The organism is Streptomyces asiaticus (assembly GCF_018138715.1).
Taxonomy (GTDB): domain Bacteria; phylum Actinomycetota; class Actinomycetes; order Streptomycetales; family Streptomycetaceae; genus Streptomyces; species Streptomyces asiaticus.
This window is the reverse complement of record NZ_JAGSHX010000001.1, coordinates 73,761-95,235: the sequence shown is the minus strand read 5'-3', so window position 1 is coordinate 95,235 and position 21,475 is coordinate 73,761. Positions and strand designations below refer to the sequence as shown.

The following is a 21,475-nucleotide window of genomic DNA, read 5'->3' as shown; positions in this document are numbered from 1 at the left end:
CCACCCGGCGGCGGATGAACTCTTGTGCAACTCTGGAGGCACCCTTGAGCCCGGCGCGTCGGCAGTTAAGAGTGGACGGCGACATATCGGTTCGTTTCCCAGCGAGCCGTTGCCGGAACGGGACGGGAGATGACTGTGCCCGACGACAAGGCGATCAGCGAGGCCGAGATGGAGGCCAGGCTGCACGGCATCTGTTTCAAGACCGGGCCGCCGCGCCGCATCGGAGTCGAACTCGAATGGCTCCTGTACGACCCGCACGACCCCGCACGACCCGTCGAGGCGGCCCGGCTCGAAGCCGCCGTCACCGCCCTGCGCGGACTGCCACTGCGGTCCGCCATCACCTTCGAACCCGGCGGTCAGGTGGAGCTCAGCTCCCTCCCGGCCGACTCCCTCACCGCGTGTGTGGAGTCCGCGGCCGCCGATCTGGTTCTCGTACGTTCCGTACTCACCGGCCTGGGCCTCGGGCTCGCCGGCCACGGACATGACCCCTGGCGCCCACCGAGACGCTTCCTCACCACGCCCCGGTACGAGTGCATGGAGACCTACTTCGACCGCCGGGGGCCGGCCGGGCGCTCCATGATGTGCAACACCGCCTCCGTGCAGGTCTGTGTGGACGCCGGGCACGAGGAGCCCGGACCGCTCGGCATGGCACGGCGCTGGCGGCTCGCCCATCTGCTGGGCGCGGTGCTCACCGCCGCGTTCGCCAACTCACCCCTGCGCCAGGGCCGCCCCACGGGCTACCGCTCCACCCGGCAGGCGCTGTGGACGGCGATGGAGCCCGGACGCACCCACGCCCCGGCCGACGGCCGCGATCCCCGCACGGCCTGGGCCCACTACGTGCTGGACGCGCCCGTGATGGCCATCCGGGACGAGAAGGCGCCCTGGACGGTGCCGTCCGGGGTGACCTTCCGCCAGTGGGCCCGCACGGGGCTGCCCCGGCCACCCACCCACGACGACCTCGACTTCCACATCTCCACGCTCTTTCCCCCCGTCCGCCCGCGCGGCCATCTGGAACTGCGCATGATCGACGCGCAGAGCGGCGAGGACGGATGGATCGTCCCGCTCGCCGTCACGGTCGCGCTCTTCGACGATCCCGAGGCTGCTGAAACGGTTTACCGGGTGGTGAAACCGCTCGCCGAGACGGCCGGCGCCCGCCCCGCGCCGGGCAATCCGCTGTGGCGCGCCGCGGCCCGCCACGGTCTGGCCGACCCCGAGCTGCGCACCGCCGCCGCCAGCTGCTTCACCACGGCGCTGGACGCGCTGCCGCGTCTCGGCGCCTCCCCCGCCATCACCGCCGCCGTCGCCGCCTTCACCGACCGCTATGTGCTCCGCGGCCGATGTCCCGCCGACGATCTGCTCGCTCCCCTCACCGGTAAGGAGGGACGGTCATGACCGCCCCCGGCTCCGATCCCACCATCGATCCCGAGGCGCTGCGCCGGCGCGCCGAGAAGGCGCTGCGCACCGCGCGCGACCGCACCCACACCCTCACCACCTGCGTGGACGAGCCCGACCTCACCGCCCAGCACTCCCCTTTGATGTCCCCGCTGGTGTGGGATCTGGCGCACATCGGCAACCAGGAGGAGCAGTGGCTGCTGCGCGCGGTCGGCGGACGTGACGCCCTGCGCCCCGAGATCGACTCGATATACGACGCCTTCGAGCATCCGCGTGCCGAGCGGCCCACCCTGCCGCTGCTGGCGCCCGCCGAGGCCCGCGGCTATGTGCACGAGGTGCGCGGCCGGGTGCTGGACATCCTGGAGCGGATCGAGCTGCGCGGCGCCCCGCTGGTCGACGCGGGCTTCGCCTTCGGCATGATCGCGCAGCATGAGCAGCAGCACGACGAGACGATGCTCATCACCCACCAGCTGCGCCGCGGACCCGCCGCGCTCACCGCCCCGCCACCGCCCGACGCGGGCGAAGGCGCGGCGCTGCCGGCGGAGGTGCTGGTCCCGGGCGGCCCGTTCACCATGGGCACCTCGGCCGAGCCCTGGGCCCTGGACAACGAGCGGCCCGCGCACCACCGGCTGGTCCCGGCCTTCCACATCGACACCACTCCGGTGACCAACGGCGCGTACGAGCGGTTCATCGCGGACGGTGGCTACACCGAGCAACGCTGGTGGACGGCCGACGGCTGGGCGTACATCCAGGAGCACGGCCTCACCGCCCCGCTGTTCTGGCGGCGCGAGGGCGGGCAGTGGCTGCGCCGGCGGTTCGGGGTGACGGAGCCGGTGCCGCCGGAGGAGCCGGTGGTGCATGTGAGCTGGTACGAGGCGGACGCCTACGCCCGCTGGGCGGGGCGGCGGCTGCCGACCGAGGAGGAGTGGGAGAAGGCCGCCCGCCACGACCCGGAGAGCGGCCGGTCCCGGCGCTATCCGTGGGGCGACGAGGACCCCACGCCCGAACACGCCAACCTGGGCCAGCGCCATCTGCGGCCCGCGGCGGCCGGAAGCTATCCGCGGGGCGCCTCCCCGCTGGGGGTGCGGCAGCTGATCGGCGATGTGTGGGAGTGGACCTCGAGCGACTTCCTGCCCTACCCGGGGTTCCGCGCCTTCCCCTACCGCGAGTACTCGGAAGTGTTCTTCGGCCCGTCGCACAAGGTGCTGCGCGGCGGTTCCTTCGCGGTGGACGAGGTCGCCTGCCGGGGCACGTTCCGCAACTGGGACCTGCCGGTCCGCCGCCAGATCTTCTCCGGCTTCCGCACCGCGCGGGACGCGTCCTGATGTGCCGCCACCTGGCCTACCTCGGGCCGCGGACCTCCATCGGCGAGGTGGTCGTTGCGCCCGCGAACAGCCTGTTCCGGCAGTCGTGGGCGCCGCGGCGGCAGGCGCACGGCACGGTCAACGCCGACGGGTTCGGCGTCGGCTGGTACGCGTCGGACGACCCGGTGCCCGCGCGCTACCGCCGCGCCGGGCCCATCTGGGGCGATCTGTCGTTCGCCGACCTGGCCCGCGTGGTGCGCACGGGGGCGCTGATGGCCGCCGTAAGGGATGCCACCGAGGCGAGCGCGGACGGCGAGGCGGGCGCCTCGCCGTTCGCCTCCGGGACCTGGCTGTTCAGCCACAACGGGGCGATCCGCGACTGGCCGCACGCGGTCGCGGACCTCACCGCCGCACTGCCCCCGGCGGATCTGCTCGGCCTGGAGGCGCGGTGCGACTCGGCGTTCGTCTGGGCGCTGGTGCTGCACCGGCTGCGGCTGGGCCACGCGCCGCCGGAGGCGCTGGCCGAGACCGTCGAACAGTTCGCCGCCGCCTCCCCCGGCTCACGACTCAACCTGCTGCTCCTGGACGGCGAGACCATCGCCGCCACCGCCTGGGGCGACACCCTGTGGTACCTGGCCGATCCGGACCGGGGCGTGGTGGTGGCCTCCGAGCCGTACGACCAGGACCCCGGCTGGACCGAGGTCCCCGACCGCACCCTGCTCACCGCCACCCGCACCGATGTACTGCTCACCGCACTCAAGGAGGCTTCCCGTTGAGCCCCTTCACCGTCACCCGCACCCTGCCCGCCGATGCCACCACGGCCGCGCTGCGCGCCGATGTGGCCGACGGGCTGACCAGCACCCCCAAACAGCTTCCGCCCAAGTGGTTCTACGACGCCCGGGGAAGCGCGCTCTTCGAAGAGATCACCCGGCTGCCCGAGTACTACCCGACCCGCGCCGAGCGGGAGATCCTCGTCGCCCGCGCGGCGGAGATCGCCGACGCCACCGGGGCCCGGACCCTCATCGAACTGGGCTCCGGCTCCTCCGAGAAGACCCACCACCTGATCCGGGCGCTGCCGGATCTACGCGTCTACGTCCCCGTCGACGTGAGCGAGAGCGCGCTGGAACTGGCCGGGGAGGCCCTGCTGGCCGAGCATCCACGGCTGATGGTGCACGCGCTGGTGGCCGACTTCATGAACGGGCTCGCGCTGCCCGACGACACCCCGGGGCCGAGGCTGCTGGCCTTCCTCGGGGGCACCATCGGAAATCTGCTGCCGGCCGAGCGCGCCGCCTTCTTCGCCTCGGTGAGCGAGCTGCTCGCGCCCGGCGACGCGCTGCTGCTCGGCACCGACCTGGTCAAGGACGAGGCCACGCTCGTCTCCGCCTACGACGACGTCCAGGGCGTCACCGCGGCGTTCAACAAGAACGTGCTGACGGTGCTCGACCGCGAGCTGGGCGCCGACTTCGACCCCTCCGACTTCGACCACGTGGCGGTGTGGAACGCCGAGGAGGAGTGGATCGAGATGCGGCTGAGGGCCCGTAAGGAGCTCACCGCGAAGATTCCCGCCATGGATCTCGCGGTGCACTTCGCGGCCGGGGAGGAGGTCCGCACCGAGGTGTCCGCCAAGTTCCGGGAGGAGAAGGTGCGGGACGAGCTGGCCGCCGCGGGGATGGAGTCGCGGCGCTGGTGGACCGACGCGGAGGGCCGCTTCGCGGTGTCGCTCGCCGTGCGCCGGTAACTCCTCGCCAGATCGCGGCGGACCGCCGCCCGGGACCATCGGTCGCGGGCGGCGGCTCGCTTTGCGGAAGCGAAGGAGCGACGCGGTACGAAGTCCGGGCCGTGAGCGAGCGTGTGATGCACATCACATAAACGGAAGAGGGCCGCAGCACAGCGCGCTGTGGCCCTCTTTCCAGGTGAACTCCCTCTTGTTGTGGCCAAATCGGCCCCCTTATCTTTGGCCCGCCCGGCAGCTCGCCGCACCCGGCAGCACGAGAAGGAGCCGTCCATGCCCTTACGGGGACGCCACCGCCGCTACAAGCCCAACCGCATCTCCCGTGCCTCGCTGAGCGTCACGGCGGGCGGCGCCGGAATCGCCCTTCCACTCGTCGGCGCCGCGGGCGCGTCCGCGGCCTCTGGCGAAACCTGGGACAAGGTGGCCCAGTGCGAGTCCACCGACAACTGGGCCATCAACACCGGCAACGGCTTCTACGGCGGGTTGCAGTTCACGCAGAGCACATGGGAGGCGTACGGCGGCACGGCGTACGCGGCACGGGCCGATCTGGCCACCAAGGACCAGCAGATCGCGATCGCGGAGAAGGTGCTCGACGGCCAGGGCCCCGGCGCATGGCCGGTCTGTTCGGGCAAGGCCGGTCTGACGCGGGGCGACGCGGCGCCGCAGAGCGCCGAGAAGGTCGTCAGGACGGCCGCCGCCCCGGTCAAGCAGACCCATCGGCCGGAGAAGGCCCAGCAGGCGGTGGCGAGCAAGCCCACGCCCACCAGCCTCCCGGGGGGCGCCGCCACGAAGTCCGGCCGCTATGTGGTCGTCAGCGGCGACTCGCTGTCCCGTATCGCCGACACCCACGACGTCAACGGCGGCTGGGAGGCGCTCTACAAGACCAACCGCGAGACGATCGGCGGCGATCCCGATCTGATCTACCCCGGTCAGAAGCTCTCCCTCAAGGGCGGTAAGGCCACCGCCAAGCCCAAGGCGGAACCCGAGCCCCACCACAAGGCCAAGGCGAAGCCGAAGCCGAAGCCCGCGCCGCACCCGAAGGCCGAGAAGCACACCAGCCGGGAGCGGGCCGCCAAGCCCGTCGTCTCCTCGGGCTTCACCGCCCCCGTCAGCGGGGTCAGTCCGAGCACCGCCTACCGGGCGGCCGGCTCGAGCTGGTCGAGCGGCTATCACACGGGGGTGGACTTCCCCGTGGGCATCGGCACCTCCGTGAAGGCCGTGGGACCGGGCCATGTGGTCTCGGCTGGCTGGGGCGGCGCGTACGGCTATCAGGTGGTCATCCGGCATCCGGACGGCAAGTACAGCCAGTACGGCCATCTCTCGCAGCTGTCGGTGCGGGCCGGGCAGAGCGTCAACGGCGGCCAGCAGATCGGCCGTTCCGGCTCGACGGGCAATGCCACCGGACCGCATCTCCACTTCGAGATCCGCACCGGCCCCGGCTACGGCTCGGACATCAATCCGCTCGCCTATCTGCGGTCACACGGCGTCAGCCTCTGACCCTTCTCCCTGGTGAGAGCCGGGTCAGACGGGCGAATCGCGGCCCTCTGGTGAGCGTGGTGGCGACCATGTGCCCGGAGACGCCGCCCAGCCCGGCCCCCGGGTGAGTGGACGCGCCGATGTGCCAGAGCCCGTCAATATCGGTCGCGTGCCGTCCGGAGGCGGGCAGAGGGCGCCAGACAAAGCTCTGGTCGAGTTCGAGGGAACCGCCGTACGGGTCGCCATCGACCGCGTTGGGGTTCCGGCGAGCGAGATCCGGGGGCGCGATGACGTCGACGGCGAGCACCTTGCCGGGCAGATCGGGTGCGTGCCGGGCGATCCGGTTCAGCACCCGGTCGGCGTAGCCCCGGGCCAGCTCCGGGACCCAGCCCTGAGCCGTGTCCAGTTCACCGGCCGCGTCGCCGCGCGGAGTGGACGGCACCTCCTGCAACTGGAGCCACAGCGTGGCGGCCCCGGGCGGCACCCGGCCGGGGTCCAGGACGTACTGCTGCCCGACGACCACCGTGGGCCGCCGGGGCAGCAGACCCGCCTCGGCCTCGGCGCAGGCGATACCGGTACTGCCCGAACCGTCGGTCAGATGCACCAGCGGGATCGTGTTCAGCCGTGCGTCGCGCCAGCCGGGCGGCTCGGACAGCGCCACATGGATCTGCATCGCGGCGCGGCCGTAGCGGAATCGCCGCGCCTCGTCGCGCAGTTCGGGGCGCACCGAGCCCTCCGGCAGGAGGGTGCCGTACAGGGCGGTGGGGGTCACCGAGGCGAGGACCGCGCGGCGGGCACGGAAGACCCGGCCGCCCGCCGCCACTCCCACGGCGCGGCCCTGCTCGACGAGGATGCGGTCGACCCGGGTGCCGGTCTCCACCCGTACGCCCGTCGTCGTCAGCAGCGACCGGAAGGCGTCGAGGAACCGGCCCGCGCCCCCGGCCACCACGGGCACCCCGGCGCCGTGCAGGGTGGCGGCGAACAGCGTCACCAGGAAGCCGCCCGACGCGTGGTCCGGCGACAGCCCCGCGTGCAGCAGCCACGGGGCGAACAGGTGGTCCACCTCGTCCCCCCGGAACTCCGCGCGCAGGTATCCACGACCGCTGGTGGCCACCGAGCGCACCCATCGCTCCACCCCCTGCCGCCCGCCGCCGCGCAGCAGGGCGACCGCGTGGCGGAGGACGGCCGGGGACCGGAGCTCGCCGCCCATCAGGCCGCCGATCGCCTCCATATCGGCGCCCAGCCGGCCGAGCGCGGCCAGATACGCGGCCCGGTCCGCATCGTGCGCGAAACCCTCGGCGGTGCGCTCCGGATCGCGGTGCGCGAGGGTGACCCTGCCGTCGTCGGCCACGCTGGCGATGACCCACTCATCGGTGTTGCGGTACTCCAGCCCATGCCGCCGCAGGGGCTCCCCCAGACGCGCGTACGCCGGGCCGGAGACGAACAGCGGATGCCAGGAGGAGTAGGTGTCGTGGAGGTAGCCCGGCAGGGTGCGCTCCTCAGTGGCGATGAACCCGCCGATGTCCGGTTCGCGCTCCACCAGGATGACGGACCATCCGGCCAGGGCCAGCTCCGCGGCGGCGACCAGGCCGTTGACACCGGACCCGACGACTACGGCGTCTGCCTCGGCCATCCGGTGTTCCTCCTGCCATCGCGCAATGTGACGCATTTGTCTGGTTTTCGCATGCTACGCGAAGAGCGCACTGAAGGTACTCAATGACGGGTTGTCGTCCGTACGGCGGGGACGCCGAGTTCCGGTGCGAGGGGCTGCCGGGCCTCTCCTCGCCTCGCGCTTCAGCACCCTTCTGCGCCCGGCCGACTGTGTGCCCATACTGATGGCCGCGGCCGAGTAGCGGCCATGACACCGGCCCCTTCAGCCCGTATCACCCCTCAGGGAGAAGAGAAGTGACGGAGCAGTCCCAGCGCGGCCTCGACCGCCACCGGCTGATGAAGGTCCTCGCCGACCGGACGGAGGCGGGCAGCCGCCCCGGGGCGCGTGCGGACGGATACCGGGTGGCGCTGGCGATCGAGGGCGGCGGGATGCGCGGCACGATCTCGGCCGGTATGGCGCTGGCCGTGCATGAGCTGGGGCTGCTGAACGCGTTCGACGCGGTGTACGGGGCCTCGGCGGGGGCCATCTCGGCGGCCTGGCTGATCAGTTCGCGGCCGGAGGGCCTGCGCGGCTGGGCCGACCCCCGTTTCGCCAGTGCTCTCATCCGGAAGCGCAATCTGCTGCGCGGGCGCCCCATGGTCGATATCGAGACCCTGATCGAAGAGGTCTACATCCGCCAATTCCCGCTGGACTACGCCTTGGTGCTGGCCGCGCCCCTCGCCTTGCATCCGCTGGCGACGGATCTCGAGACCGGCCAACCGGTCGACCTGCACGGGGAGTTGGCGGACGAGGTCGCCCTCCGTCTGGCGCTGCGGGCGAGCGCCGCGCTGCCGATGCTGGCGGGCGGCCCCGTCACCATAGGCGGGCGCCGCTTCTACGACGCGGGCCTGGCCGAGTCGATCCCGTTCCGCCAGGCGCTACGGGACGGCGCGACCCACGTCCTCGTCCTGCGGAGCAGGCCGCCGGTCCGGGACGCGGCGCTCCGGGCCACTCCGTCGGTGGGCTCCCGGCTGGTCGCCGCGGTCGCCTTCCGCCAGTACTCCCCGCAGTTCCGCGCCGCCTTCCTGAACCGGCCCGCCCGGCTCGCCGACGACGACCGGCTGCTGGCGGACTACGACACCGACACCGCGGAATCGCCGACGGACCCCGCGGTGCTGTCGGTCCGCCCCGATGCCACGGCGCCGTCCATCAGCCGTCTGGAGACGGACAGCGCCCTGCTCGAGGAGGCTCTCGAGGCGGGGCGCCGGGCCGTCCTGGCCCAGTTCGCCCCGGCGGCCCGTTCCTGAGGGTGTCCGGCGGTTCTTTCCCCTCCCCGCCCCTTCCCGCAGCATGCCTGTGCGGCTCCGCCGCGTGGCCCGCCGCAGGCGGCACGGTCCGTCGGACGCCTCCTGGGGGAGGACGGGGCTCAGTCGCACAGGACCGCCGTCTGTGCCTTCAGCAGCCCCTTGCTCCGCGGCACGGGCGCCTCGCCCCTGAGCTCCGCGGCGAGGTCGTAGACGGTGGCGGCCAGGTCACCGGGAAGGAGGTGTCCTTCAGCCCCAGCGGGGCGAGGATCCTGCGGCCGATCTCGGCGGGCGCGGAGCGGTGGGTCACCGCCTCAAAGGGGACGCCCTGCTCCCGACGCCTGGCACGGCCGCTCGCCGCGTTGTCGCATCACCCGAGTACGCCCGGTACGAGGGCGACGCTCCGCCTTGCGATCGACCGCACCGGCCTCCCCCAGCTACCGCTGGGAGGTGCCCCCTGCTCGCGGCCGGGCGCCCCCTTTGACGACAGACCCTGGCCCGAACTCCCACGAACCCGCTCCTTGCCTTGTTCCCCTGTGCCGTTCGCGGATCATCGTGCCGTCGCGGCATACCGGGCTCCCATCCCGCTGCCGCCCGTCCCGTCCGGGGGTTTTCCCCACCCCACAGGGGCCGGACGGCCCGTCAGGTCGCCCCGTACACCGGCCCCGGCGGTTCGGCCCCGGCGAGGAGTTTCCGCGTGGCCTCGCCCGCCTCCGCCGGTGTCCAGCGGGCGCCCTTGTCGGCGGTGGGGCCCGGCCGCCAGCCCTCCATGACGGTGATCCGCCCGGCCTCGGCCTCGAAGACCCGGCCCGTGACCCCGGCGCAGGCGGCCGAGCCGAGCCAGACGACGAGCGGTGAGACATTCGCGGGGGCCATCGCGTCGAAGGCGGCGGGGTCTTCCGGTGCGGCCATGTCACCGGCGAACGTCGTCTCCGTCATCCGGGTACGGGCCGCCGGGGCGATGGCGTTGACCTGGACGCCGTAGCGGCCGAGTTCGGCGGCGGCCACCGAGGTCAGGCCGAGGATACCGGCCTTGGCCGCGGAGTAGTTGCCCTGTCCGACGCTGCCCAGCAGCCCGGCCCCGGAACTGGTGTTGACCACCCGGGCGACCGGGGTGCGGCCCGCCTTGGCCTCGGCGCGCCAGTGGGCGGCGGCGTGCCGCAGCGGCAGGAAGTGGCCCTTGAGGTGGACGCGGATCACCGCGTCCCACTCGTCCTCGCCGAGGTTGACGAGCATGCGGTCGCGCAGGAATCCGGCGTTGTTGACGAGGGTGTCGAGCCGGCCGTAGGTCTCGAGGGCGGTGGCCACGAGGGAGGCGGCGCCGTCGGTGGTGGCGATGTCGCCGCCGTGCGCCACCGCCTCCCCGCCCGCGGCCCGGATCTCCTCGACGACCCGCTGGGCCGGGCCCTCCGACGCCCCGGCGCCGTCCGGGGCCACGCCGAGGTCGTTGACGACGACCTTCGCGCCCTCGGCGGCGAGGGCGAGCGCATGCGCCCGCCCGAGGCCGCGGCCCGCTCCGGTGACGACGGTGACGCGCCCGTCGCACAGTCCGCTCATCTCAGTCCTCCCGTGGTTCTGCCCGGCCGGTGCCGGGGGCCGGCTGGTTGACGTTGGCGGCGTCGAGGAACGCGGGGCGCTCCCCGCCTCCGTGGATGGCGATGCTGGCGCCGCTGATGTACCCGGCCAGCCCGGAGGCGAGGAACACACAGGCGTCTCCGGCCTCGACGGGCTCGGCCATCCGCCCGAGCGGCACGGTCCGGCCGACGGCGGCGATGCCCTCCTCGTCCCCGTAGTGCAGATGCGACAGTTCGGTGCGGACCATGCCGAGCACGAGCGTGTTGACCCGAACCGCGGGGGCCCACTCCACGGCCAGGGTGCGGGCCAGGTTCTCCAGGCCCGCCTTGGCGGCTCCATAGGGTCCGGTGCCGGGGGACGGCCGGGTGCCGCTGACGCTGCCGATCATCACGATCGAGCCACCGCCCTCCTGTTGGCGCATCAGCTCGTACGCGCTCAGGGAGACGGTCATGGGAGCGATCAGATTGAGTTCGACGACGCGGGCCGCGCGCCGCTGCCCGGCCTCGGCGATCAGCCCGTAGGGGCTTCCCCCGGCGTTGTTGACCAGCAGGTCGAGCCGCCCGTGGGAGCGGCGCAGCCGGGCGAAGAACGCGGCGACCGCGTCCACGTCCCGGATGTCGAGCGATTCGAAGCGCGCCGTGCGCCCGTCCACCTCGATGGGTTTCTCGGGCGCGCGGCGCGCACAGATCACCACCTCGGCCCCGGCGGTGAGCAGGGCCCGGGTGATCCCCGCTCCGACGCCGCGCGTGCCGCCGGTGACCACGGCGACGCGCCCGGCGAGATCGATGGTGACGGCCACAAGACACCTCCCGCTGCGCGATGAGCGCTGCTACCTTCTCACCTAACAAATGTTTGGTGGAAAGGTAGCGGATCTGCTCATGGGTGTCTCCACCTCCGCCCCCGCGGCCGGTGTCCGACTGGTCACCATGGACTTCCCCCCCGTCAACGCCCTGCCCGTGCGGGGCTGGTACGAGCTGGCCGACGCGCTGCGCACCGCGGGCGCCGACCCGTCGGCGCGCTGTGTGGTGCTGGCCGCCGAGGGCCGGGGCTTCAACGCGGGCGTGGACATCAAGGAGATCCAGGCGGCCGAGGGCCATTCGGCGCTCATCGGCGCCAACCACGGATGTGCCGAGGCGTTCGCCGCCGTCTACGACTGCCCGGTCCCGGTCGTCGCCGCCGTCCACGGCTTCTGCCTGGGCGGTGGCATCGGTCTGGTCGGGAACGCCGACGCGATCGTGGCCGCTGAGGACGCCACGTTCGGCCTGCCCGAGCTGGACCGCGGCGCGCTGGGCGCGGCCACCCATCTGGCGCGGCTGGTCCCGCCGCATCTGATGCGCGCGCTGTACTACACCGCGCGCACCGCGACCGCCGAGGAGCTGCACCGCCATGGCTCGGTGTGGCGGGTCGTGCCGCGCGCCGGGCTGCGGGAGGCGGCACTGGAGCTGGCCGGTGAGATCGCCGCCAAGGACGGTGCGCTGCTGCGGCTGGCGAAGGCGGCCGTCAACGGCATCGATCCGGTCGATGTGCGCCGGAGCTACCGCTTCGAGCAGGGCTTCACCTTCGAGGCCAATCTGGCGGGCCTGTCCGACGGGCACCGCGACGCGTTCGTCGCCAGGAGCACCGGGAAGGGGTGAGCGGCTTTGGCCGACAAGACGATGACGGCCGAGGAGGCCGTCGGCCGGATCCGCAGCGGTATGACGGTCGGCATCGGCGGCTGGGGGTCGCGGCGCAAGCCCATGGCGCTGGTCCGCGCCCTGCTGCGGTCGGAGGTCACCGATCTGACCGTGGTCTCCTTCGGCGGCCCCGACGTCGGACTGCTGACCGCCGCCGGGAAGGTCCGCAAGCTGGTGACGGCGTTCGCGACGCTCGACTCGATCCCCCTGGAGCCGCACTTCCGGGCGGCGCGCGAGCGGGGGGACATCGAACTGACCGAGCTGGACGAGTCGATGATGATGTGGGGGCTGACCGCCGCCGTGCACCGGCTGCCGTTCCTGCCCGTCCGCGCGGGCCTCGGCTCGGACGTGATGACGGTCAACCCCGGGCTGCGGACGGTGACATCGCCGTACGAGGACGGTGAGGAGCTGATGGCGGTGCCCGCGCTGCGGCTGGACGTGGCGCTGGTGCACCTCAACCGGGCGGACGCACAGGGCAACGGTCAGTACCTCGGGCCCGATCCGTACTTCGACGACCTGTTCTGCGAGGCGGCCGCCGAGGCGTATCTCTGCTGTGAACGCGTCGTCGCCACCGCCGAGTTCGCGGACGCGGGCGGCCCGCAGACGCTGCTGGTCAAGCGGCATGCGGTGACCGGTGTGATCGAGACCCCGGGCGGCGCGCACTTCACCTCCTGCGTCCCCGACTACGGACGGGACGAGGCGTTCCAGAGCGCGTACGCCAAGGCCGCCGCCGACCCGGAGGCGTGGCGGGAGTTCACGAGGCGGTTTCTGTCCGGGGACGAGGAGCGGTACCGGGCCGCGGTGGCGGCGTTCGGGAGGGAGGGCATATGACCGGAGGGGTGACCCGGGCCGAGTACTGCGTGGTGGCCTGTGCCGAGGCTTGGCGGGGCGACGGGGAGATCCTGGCCGCCCCGATGGGCGCGGTGCCCAGGATCGGCGCCCGGCTGGCCAAGCGAACCTTCGCGCCCGGGCTGATGCTGACGGACGGCGAGGCGATGATCGTGTACGGCGATCCGGAGGTGGGCGGTCCCGAGGTGGTGGAGGGGTGGCTGCCGTACCGGGCGCATCTGGCGCTGGTCACCGGCGGCCGGCGGCATGTGATGATGGGCGCGAGCCAGCTCGACCGCCACGGCAACCAGAACATCAGCTGCATCGGCGACTGGAAGCGGCCCAAACGGCAGCTGCTGGGGGTGCGGGGAGCACCGGTCAACACGCTGAACAACCCCACGAGTTACTGGGTCCCCCGGCACTCGCGGCGGGTCTTCGTCGAGCGCGTCGACATGGTGTGCGGGGTGGGTCACGACCGGGCGGCGGCCGCGGGGCCGGCCGCCACCCGCTTCCATGACCTCCGGTGTGTGGTGACCGATCTGGCGGTCCTCGACTTCGCCACGCCCGACCGCACCCTGCGGGTGCGGTCCCTGCATCCGGGGGTGACCGCCGAGGCGGTGCGGGAAGCCACCGGCTTCCCCCTCGACATCGCCGACGACGTCCCGTCCACCCGGGAGCCGACCCCCGCCGAGCTGCGGCTGATCCGGGAGGTCATCGACCCGGAGGGGGCCCGCGAGCGGGAGGTGCCGTCCTGATGGACACCCCGCTGACCCGGCTCGTCGGGGTGCGCCATCCGATCGTCCAGACGGGCATGGGGTGGGTGGCCGGGCCCCGGCTGGTGTCCGCCGTGGCGAACGCCGGGGCGCTGGGCATCCTGGCCTCCGCGACCATGTCGCCCGAGCGGCTGCGCTCGGCCGTGCGCGAGGTCGCCGCCCGCACCGACGCCCCCTTCGGCGTCAATCTGCGCGCCGACGCCGGGGACGCCGGGGAGCGGGTGCGGATCATCGTCGAGGAGGGGGTACGGGTCGCCTCGTTCGCGCTGGCCCCCAGGCGTGAGCTGATCGACCGGCTGAAGGACGCGGGCGTGGTGGTCATCCCGTCCGTGGGCGCCCGGCGCCACGCGGAGAAAGTGGCGGGCTGGGGCGCGGACGCGGTGGTGGTGCAGGGTGCCGAGGGCGGTGGTCACACCGGGCAGGTGGCCACCACCGTGCTGCTCCCCCAGGTCGTGGACGCGGTGGACATCCCGGTCGTGGCCGCGGGCGGCTTCCACGACGGACGGGGGCTGGCGGCCGCGCTCGCCTACGGAGCGGCGGGGATCGCCATGGGCACCCGCTTCCTGCTCACCTCCGACAGCACGGTCCCCGACGCGGTGAAGGCGCGCTATCTGGCGGCGGCGGTCACCGACGTCACCGTCACCACGGCGGTGGACGGACTCCCCCACCGGATGCTCCGCAGCGAGCTGGTCGACTCCCTCGAGCGCTCCGGCCGCGCCGCCGCGCTCCTGCGCGCCGTCCGCCACGCGGCCGCGTTCCGGCGGCTGGCCGGGCTGAGCTGGCCGCGGATGGTGCGCGACGGGCTGGCGATGCGGCACGGCAAGGACCTCACCTGGAGCCAGGTGCTGCTGGCCGCCACCACCCCGATGCTGCTGAAGGCGTCGATGGTGGACGGCCGCACCGACACGGGGGTGATGGCCTCCGGTCAGGTGGCCGGGGTGATCGAGGATCTGCCGTCCTGCGCGGAGCTGGTGGACCGGATCATGGCCGAGGCCGCGGCGACCCTGGACCGGCTGGCCAGCGGTCGTACAGTGGGGTGAAAGCGGCCAGACCATGACACGGGTAATGGGAGGTCGTCATGGCCGACCCCAAGGGTTTCCTCACCACACCCCGTCGTCTTCCGCCCCGGCGTCCGGTGGACGAGCGGGTGCGGGACTGGGACGAGGTGCCCGCGCCCGGCGGACTGCTGCCGATCATCAATGCCCAGGCGGACCGCTGCATGGACTGCGGCATCCCGTTCTGCCATGAGGGCTGCCCGCTGGGGAACCTCATCCCGGAGTGGAACGACCTGGTCTCCCGTGACGACTGGCTGCGCGCGAGCGAGCGGCTGCACGCCACCAACAACTTTCCCGAGTTCACCGGCCGGCTCTGCCCGGCCCCCTGCGAGAGCGCCTGTGTGCTGGCCATCAACCAGCCGGCGGTCACCATCAAGAACGTCGAGGTGGCCATCGCCGACCGGGCCTGGGAGAGCGGCCATGTGACCCCCAAGCCGCCGGAGCGGCTGAGCGGCCGCACGGTCGCCGTCATCGGCTCGGGCCCCGCGGGCCTGGCCGCGGCCCAGCAGCTCACCCGCGCGGGGCACACCGTGGCGGTGTACGAGCGCGACGACCGGGTGGGCGGACTGCTCCGCTACGGCATCCCCGAGTTCAAGATGGAGAAGCGCCATCTGGACCGGCGGCTGGAGCAGATGCGCGCGGAGGGCACCAGGTTCCGTACCGGCGTGGACGTCGGCACCGATATGGACGCCGCCGAGCTCCGGGCGCGCTACGACGCGGTCGTGATAGCGGTGGGCGCCCGCGCCTGGCGCGAACTCCCCGTGCCGGGAAGGGAGTTGGCCGGGATCCATCAGGCGATGGAGTATCTGCCGATGGCCAACCGGGTGCTGGCGGGCGACTACGCCCGGCCGCCGATCACCGCCGAGGGCAAGCATGTGGTCATCGTCGGCGGCGGGGACACCGGCGCGGACTGTCTGGGCACGGTGCTGCGGCAGGGCGCCGCCTCCGTGACCCAGCTGGACATCCACCCCCGGCCGGGCGACGAGCGGACCGAGGGCGAGCCCTGGCCCACCTACCCCAAGATCTACCGGATGTCCGCGGCCCATGAGGAGGCGCGGGAGCTGGCGGCCTCCCCGGAGGCGGACGTGGACGCGCGGGTCTTCTCCGCGACCACCGTCCGCTTCGAGGGGACCGCGCCGGACGCGGAGCGGCCGCACGGCGGCGTCCGGGCGCTCCGTCTGATCGGGGCCCGTGCCGATGGAGAGCCCGGGCCGGGCACGGAGCGGGTGCTGCGGGCGGATCTGGTGCTGCTGGCCCTCGGCTTCCGCGGCCCGGAGCGGGGTGGTGGGCTGCTGGACCAGCTCGGTCTTGAGCTCGACGAGCGCGGCACGGTCGCCCGCGACGCGTCCTTCGCCACCGGCGCGGACGGGGTGTTCGTGGCGGGTGACGCGGGCCGTGGCCAGTCGCTGATCGTCTGGGCGATCGCCGAGGGCCGCTCGGCCGCGGCCGCCGTGGACCGCTATCTCGCGGGCTCCACGACGCTCCCGGCGCCGGTCGGGCCGACCGATCTGCCGATGACGGCGTGACGCGGCGGGGTCCGGTGGCCGACACGGCTTCGGACACCTGTCCCGGAGGGCGGGCTGCCTGCCGAGGACGTCCGGCGCGGGCATAGTGTGCGTCCATGATCTCGCAATCCCCCCTCCTCACCGTGGCCGACGGTGTGCACATCTGGTCCCCGACCCCGAGCGCCGGCTGGGGTCTGGCCAACTGCGGTCTGATCGTCTCGCCCGACGGCCACGCCGCCTGGATCGACAGCCCCTACGACCGCCGGATGGCCGGTGAGTTCCTGGACCACAGCCGTGCCCTGCTGCCCGACGGGGGCCGGATCGAGCGGGTGATCGTCACCCATGCCAACGGCGACCACCTGTGGGGCGCGGAGGTCGTACCGGACGCGGAGATCGTCGCCACCCGCGAGGCGCTCGGCCACATCGAGTACGAGCCCTCGCCGCAGCAGCTGCACGGCCTGGTGCACGGCAGCGATCCGGCGACTCCGCTCGGCTGGTACCTCAAGCGGCACTTCGGGCGGTTCGACTGGTCCACCACCGAGGTGGTCGAGCCGACGCTCACCTTCGTGGGCGAACTCGACCTGCGCGTGGGCCAGGTGCCGGTGCGGCTGTTCAGCCTGGAGTCCGCGCACACCGCGGGCGATCTGGTGGCGTATCTGCCGCGGCAGAAGGTGGCGTTCACCGGCGATGTCATCTTCGCCTCCGGTCCGCAGGCCCCCGGCGACCACGCGGTGCACTGGGCGGGCCCGCTGGACAATGTGATCTCCGCGTGCGAGCGGGTGCTCGCGACCGGGGCCGAGGTGATCGTCCCCGGCCATGGCCCGGTCCTCGACCGGGAGGGGGTGCGCGGCCACATCGGCTATCTGGAGCATCTGCGGGACCGCACCCGGGAGCTGCACACGGCCGGGGTACCGGCCCTGGACGCCGCCCGCACCCTGATCGCCGAGAACGCCTATCCGTCGCTGGGCCTGCCCGAGCGGCTGGTGATCACGGTGGGCTCGGAGTACCGGCATCTGAACGGCACGGAGGAGGCGGCGGACCTCGTGGCCACCATGGCCGATCTGGCCCAGGTGGCATGGGAGCGGCGCGAGGGCGCGTCGGCGGCCTCAACCTGACCACCTGGTCACCGCGGGGCGCGCGCCGCGGCCGGGAGGTCCTGTTCGGTCCAGATGATCTTGCCCTGGCTGGTGTAGCGGGTGCCCCAGCGCTGGACCATCTGGGCGACGAGGAACAGCCCGCGTCCCCCCTCGTCGGTGGTGGCCGCCCGGCGCAGATGGGGCGCGGTGGTGCTGCCGTCGGCGACCTCGCAGATCAGCGCCCGGTTGCGCAGCAGCCGCAGCCGTACGGGGCCCACCGCGTGCCGGATGGCGTTGCCGAGCAGCTCGCTGACCACCAGCTCGGTGGTGAAGGCGGCCTCCTCCAGGTTCCACTCGGCCAGGGTGCGGGCGACGGCCGCCCGCATCCGGGCCACCACCTCGGGGTCCGCCGGGAGGTCCCACGAGGCCACCCGGCTCGGGTCCAGCGCGATGGTACGGGCGATGAGCAGGCAGACGTCGTCGGTGCGGCGCGGCGAGAGCAGGGCGGCCATCACGGTGTCGCAGGCCCGCTCCGGGTCGGGGTCGGCATCGGTGAGGGCGTCCCGCAGCCGGTCGAGCCCGGTTTCGATGTCGCGTTCGCGGTCCTGGACCAGCCCGTCGGTGTAGAGGACGAGGCGGCTGCCCTCGGGCAGCTCCGTCTCGGCCGCCTCGTAGAGCCGTCCGGCGAGCCCCAGTGGCGGGCCCGCGGGCAGGTCGAGGAAGGTCGCCGAGCCGTCGGGATGGACCAGGGCCGGGGGCGGATGCCCGGCCCGCGCCAGGGTGCAGTGCCGGGAGACCGGGTCGTAGACCGCGTACAGACAGGTGGCCCCGGCGGCCCCGGCGCCGCCGCCCGTGTCGGTCTCCTCCCGGTCGAGCTGGTCGACCACGTCGTCGAGCCGGGCGAGCAGCTCATCGGGGGGAAGGTCCACGACGGAGAAGTTGCGCACGGCGGTGCGCAGCCGGCCCATGGTCGCGGCGGCGTGCAGTCCGTGGCCGACGACATCGCCGACGACGAGGGCGACCCGGGCCCCGGACAGCGGAATGACGTCGAACCAGTCGCCCCGCACCCTGCCGGGGGCGGGCAGATAGCGCTGGGCGGCGACGACGGCCTGCTGCTCGGGGCGGCCGCGCGGCAGCAGGCTCTCCTGGAGGGCCAGGGTGGTGGCGTGCTCGCGCGCGTAGCGGCGGGCGTTGTCGATGGCGACGGCCGCCTGACCGGCCAGCTCCTCGGCGAAGGTGCGGTCCTCCTCGTCGAACGGCGGGGTGTCGCCCGAGCGCCAGAACACCGCCTGGCCCAGCCGGACGCCGCGCCCGCTGAGCGGCACGGTCAGCAGCGAGTGGATGCCGTACTCCCTCACCCAGCCCAGCCGCTCCGGGTCCTGGGGCGTCCAGTCGGGGTGGGACGGCAGGTCGCCGACGGCGAACACGCGCGCCTGGCCGGTGCCGCCGGCCCGCTGGGTGACGGGGAAGGCCGAGACGCGCTCGCCGACCCGGCGCAGCGGGGGGTCCTGCCGGATGCCGCTGAAGGCGGCCCGGCGCAGCGGTGAGTCCCGGTCGCCCGGTTCCCCGCCGCCCAGCACGGCCTCGTGCAGATCGACGGTGGCGTAGTCGGCGAAGCGCGGCACGGCGACCCGGGCCAGTTCCTGGGCGGTGCCTTCCATGTCGAGGCTGCTGCCCACGCGGACACCGGCCTCGTACAGCAGCCGGAGGCGTGCGTAGGCCCGGTCCGCCTTGTCCGTCAGGGCGCGCAGCTCGGTGGTGTCCCGCAGGGTGGCGACGCTCCCCCAGGGCTGTCCGCCGCGCTCCGCCGGGCGCTGGTTGACCGCCAGCAGCCGGTTCCCGACCTCGTACACCTCGTCGGTGGCCTCGCGGCCGGAGGCGAGCAGCCCCGTGATCTCCGGGGGCAGTCCGATGTCGGTGATCCGCCGTCCGCGCGCGTCGGGTGCGAGGCCCAGCAGGAACAGCGCCTCGTCGTTGGCGAGCAGCAGCCGTACCTCGTCGTCGACGATCAGCACCCCCTCCCGGACCGAGCGCAGCACGGCGTCGTGGTGTTCGTACATCCTGGTGATCTCGGCGGGGCCGAGCCGGTGGGTCTGCCGCCGCAGCCGCCGGGCCACGAGCGCCGCGCCGCCCCCGCCCAGGAGGAGGGCGAAGGCCGTGGAGCCGTAGATCACCGGCAGTTGACGGCTGACCGTGCGGGCCACGGAGGGGATGGAGACCCCGGCGTTGACGATGCCGATCACCCGGCCCCGGGCGTCGGTGACCGGCACGGCGGCACGGATCGAGGGGGCCGAGTGGGTGATGCCCGGGAGCCTGTCGGTGAAGGTCCGTCCCGCCGTGGCCGGATAGAGGCTGCGGCCGATGTGCTTGCCGAGCAGTTTCGGATCGGGGTGGGTCCAGCGGATGCCAGCGGGGGAAGTCACCACGATGTAGTCGACACCGGTCCGCCGCCGGACCCTCTCGGCGTAGGGCTGGAGGGTCCTGGCGGGGTCGCGGGACTCCAGCGCCCGCTGGACGCCGGGGGCGACGGCCACGGCCCGTGCGACGGTCAGGGCACGGGCCCGGGCCTGGCTCTCCCGGCTGCCGCGCGCCTGGAGGGACAGCGTGGTCCCCGCGGCGAGCACCAGGAGCGTCACGATGATCAGCATCAGGGCGAACACCTGCCCGCCGACACTGCGCGAGCCCAGCGCCGAGCGCACTTTCACATGCTCTGTCTAACGCACATCCGCGGGTCGCACACCTGGTGGCGGCCGGGGTGGGAGCATCCGCGGTCAGAAATTGATCATGTGTCCGGCGAGCCCGTGGACGGCCTCCTTCACCGCCTCGCTGAGAGTCGGATGGGCGTGAACATTGCGGGCCACCTCGTGCACGGTGAGGTCCCACTGCTGGGCGAGGGTGAGTTCGGGCAGCAGCTCGGTGACCTCGGGGCCGATGAGATGGCCGCCCAGCAGTTCGCCGTGGCGGCCGTCGCTGATGAGCTTCACGAAGCCGACGGGGTCGCCGAGCCCCTGGGCCTTCCCGTTGGCGGTGAACGGGAACTTCGCCACCCGGACGTCGAAGCCGCGCTCGCGCGCCTGGGCCTCGGTCCAGCCGAAGCTGGCGATCTGCGGCTGGCAGAAGGTGGCGCGCGGGATCATCACATAGTCCAGCTCCATGGACTCCGCCCCGGCGATGGTCTCCGCCGCGACGATGCCCATGGCCTCGGCGGCGTGCGCCAGCATCAGCTTGGCGGTGACGTCGCCGATGGCGAAGATGTGCGGCACAGTGGTGCGGCACCGGCCGTCGATGTCGATGGCGCCCCGCTCGGTCAGCCGGACGCCGGTGTGCTCCAGCCCGTACCCGTCCACCCGCGGCCGGAACCCGATGGCCTGGAGCACCCGGGCGGCCTGGAGGGTCTGCCGCTGGCCGCCCGTGGTGACCATGACCTTGACCGCGGGGCCCGCGTCGTTGATCGCCTCCACCCGGGTGGAGGTCAGGATGTTCATGCCGAGCCTGCGGAAGCGCCGGGTGAGCTCGGCGGAGACCTCCTCGTCCTCCAGGGGCACGATCCGGTCCATGAACTCCACCAGCGTCACCTGCACCCCGTAGCTGTGCATGATGTACGCGAACTCCACGCCGATGGCTCCCGCACCCGCGATCAGGACGCTGCCGGGCAGGGTGGGCGAGAGGATCTGCTCCTCGTAGGTCACCACCCGCTCGCTGAGGGAGGTGCCGGGCAGCAGATTGGTGATCGAGCCCGCGGCGATGACGCAGTGGTCGAAGGTGAGCGTCTCCGTGCCGCCGCCGGAGCGGGTGACCAGCATGTCGTGGGGCCCGGTGAAGCTGCCCCGCCCCTCGAACTGGGTGATCTTGTTCTTTTTCATCAGATAGTGGACGCCCTTGACGCGTCCGTCGGCCACCTTGCGGCTGCGCTCGAACGCGTCGCGGTAGTCCACGGTGACATCGCCGTTCACCCGGATGCCGAAGTCCTTGGCCTCGTGGATGAACAGATGGGCCAGCTCGGCGTTGCGCAGCAGGGCCTTGGACGGGATACAGCCCACATTCAGGCAGACACCGCCCCAGTAGCGTTCCTCGACCACGGCCGTGGTCAGGCCCAGCTGAGCGGCGCGGATCGCGGCGACATAGCCACCCGGCCCGGCTCCCAGGACCACCACGTCGAAATGTGCGCTCATGCGTCGCACCTTAGACATT

At 73.0% G+C, this 21,475-nt stretch carries 17 protein-coding genes; 12 read left to right on the top strand and 5 right to left on the bottom strand.

Features of this window, described 5'->3' with window-relative positions; genetic code table 11:
* Positions 1-129: 129 nt before the first annotated feature.
* From egtA to KHP12_RS00340, 5 genes are all read left to right on the top strand, one after another.
* Complete coding sequence (gene egtA / locus KHP12_RS00360) at positions 130-1,392, top strand: ergothioneine biosynthesis glutamate--cysteine ligase EgtA (protein WP_086883332.1); 1,263 nt, start codon at positions 130-132, stop codon at positions 1,390-1,392.
* Positions 1,389-2,717: an ergothioneine biosynthesis protein EgtB gene (egtB, locus tag KHP12_RS00355; protein ID WP_086883331.1), complete on the top strand. Its 1,329-nt coding sequence runs from the start codon at positions 1,389-1,391 to the stop codon at positions 2,715-2,717. The genes egtA and egtB overlap by 4 nt, the downstream gene beginning before the upstream one ends.
* Positions 2,717-3,472: an ergothioneine biosynthesis protein EgtC gene (gene egtC / locus KHP12_RS00350; protein WP_086883330.1), complete on the top strand. Its 756-nt coding sequence runs from the start codon at positions 2,717-2,719 to the stop codon at positions 3,470-3,472. The genes egtB and egtC overlap by 1 nt, the downstream gene beginning before the upstream one ends.
* Positions 3,469-4,434 (top strand): L-histidine N(alpha)-methyltransferase, encoded by a 966-nt coding sequence (egtD, locus tag KHP12_RS00345; RefSeq protein WP_037957181.1) that lies wholly within the window; start codon positions 3,469-3,471, stop codon positions 4,432-4,434. The genes egtC and egtD overlap by 4 nt, the downstream gene beginning before the upstream one ends.
* Before the next feature lie 267 nt (positions 4,435-4,701).
* Complete coding sequence (locus KHP12_RS00340; protein WP_086883329.1) at positions 4,702-5,925, top strand: transglycosylase family protein; 1,224 nt, start codon at positions 4,702-4,704, stop codon at positions 5,923-5,925.
* Here the strand turns inward: KHP12_RS00340 and KHP12_RS00335 are convergent.
* On the bottom strand, positions 5,915-7,537 hold the full coding sequence (locus tag KHP12_RS00335; protein ID WP_211831213.1) for a phytoene desaturase family protein: 1,623 nt from the start codon (positions 7,535-7,537) through the stop codon (positions 5,915-5,917). The genes KHP12_RS00340 and KHP12_RS00335 overlap by 11 nt on opposite strands.
* A 272-nt stretch (positions 7,538-7,809) precedes the next feature.
* Between KHP12_RS00335 and KHP12_RS00330 the strand changes: the two genes are divergently transcribed.
* Complete coding sequence (locus KHP12_RS00330; RefSeq protein WP_086883327.1) at positions 7,810-8,802, top strand: patatin-like phospholipase family protein; 993 nt, start codon at positions 7,810-7,812, stop codon at positions 8,800-8,802.
* A 639-nt stretch (positions 8,803-9,441) separates the two neighbouring features.
* Here KHP12_RS00330 and KHP12_RS00325 read toward each other — a convergent pair.
* Positions 9,442-10,356 (bottom strand): SDR family oxidoreductase, encoded by a 915-nt coding sequence (locus KHP12_RS00325; protein WP_086883326.1) that lies wholly within the window; start codon positions 10,354-10,356, stop codon positions 9,442-9,444.
* Position 10,357: 1 nt separating this feature from the next.
* The gene (locus KHP12_RS00320; RefSeq protein WP_086883325.1) at positions 10,358-11,173 is read right to left on the bottom strand and encodes an SDR family oxidoreductase; all 816 of its coding nucleotides are present in this window, start codon (positions 11,171-11,173) and stop codon (positions 10,358-10,360) included.
* A 79-nt stretch (positions 11,174-11,252) separates the two neighbouring features.
* On the opposite strand from KHP12_RS00320, the gene KHP12_RS00315 reads away from it, so the two are divergent.
* The 6 genes from KHP12_RS00315 (at position 11,253) to KHP12_RS00290 (ending at position 17,323) form a co-directional block, all read left to right on the top strand.
* Positions 11,253-12,008 carry an enoyl-CoA hydratase family protein gene (locus tag KHP12_RS00315; protein WP_211831212.1) on the top strand — a complete coding sequence of 252 codons (756 nt, stop codon included), beginning with the start codon at positions 11,253-11,255 and terminating at the stop codon, positions 12,006-12,008.
* A 21-nt stretch (positions 12,009-12,029) separates the two neighbouring features.
* Positions 12,030-12,878, top strand: coding sequence for a CoA transferase subunit A (locus KHP12_RS00310; RefSeq protein WP_086883339.1), 849 nt, complete (start codon positions 12,030-12,032; stop codon positions 12,876-12,878).
* Positions 12,875-13,630: a CoA-transferase subunit beta gene (locus tag KHP12_RS00305; RefSeq protein ID WP_086883323.1), complete on the top strand. Its 756-nt coding sequence runs from the start codon at positions 12,875-12,877 to the stop codon at positions 13,628-13,630. Before KHP12_RS00310 ends, KHP12_RS00305 begins: the two co-directional genes overlap by 4 nt.
* Positions 13,630-14,688, top strand: a complete 1,059-nt coding sequence (locus KHP12_RS00300) for an NAD(P)H-dependent flavin oxidoreductase (RefSeq protein WP_211831211.1) — start codon at positions 13,630-13,632, stop codon at positions 14,686-14,688. Before KHP12_RS00305 ends, KHP12_RS00300 begins: the two co-directional genes overlap by 1 nt.
* A gap of 38 nt (positions 14,689-14,726) precedes the next feature.
* Complete coding sequence (locus KHP12_RS00295; RefSeq protein WP_086883321.1) at positions 14,727-16,229, top strand: glutamate synthase subunit beta; 1,503 nt, start codon at positions 14,727-14,729, stop codon at positions 16,227-16,229.
* Positions 16,230-16,324: 95 nt separating this feature from the next.
* Entirely contained in the window at positions 16,325-17,323 is a 999-nt protein-coding gene (locus KHP12_RS00290; protein WP_211831210.1) for an MBL fold metallo-hydrolase, read from the top strand.
* Between the two features lie 8 nt (positions 17,324-17,331).
* Here the strand turns inward: KHP12_RS00290 and KHP12_RS00285 are convergent, their stop codons facing one another.
* Together KHP12_RS00285 and lpdA are read right to left on the bottom strand one after the other, a co-directional pair.
* Entirely contained in the window at positions 17,332-19,989 is a 2,658-nt protein-coding gene (locus KHP12_RS00285) for a SpoIIE family protein phosphatase (RefSeq protein WP_244203011.1), read from the bottom strand.
* A 66-nt stretch (positions 19,990-20,055) separates the two neighbouring features.
* Positions 20,056-21,456 carry a dihydrolipoyl dehydrogenase gene (gene lpdA, locus KHP12_RS00280; protein ID WP_086883319.1) on the bottom strand — a complete coding sequence of 467 codons (1,401 nt, stop codon included), beginning with the start codon at positions 21,454-21,456 and terminating at the stop codon, positions 20,056-20,058.
* Positions 21,457-21,475: the final 19 nt, after the last annotated feature.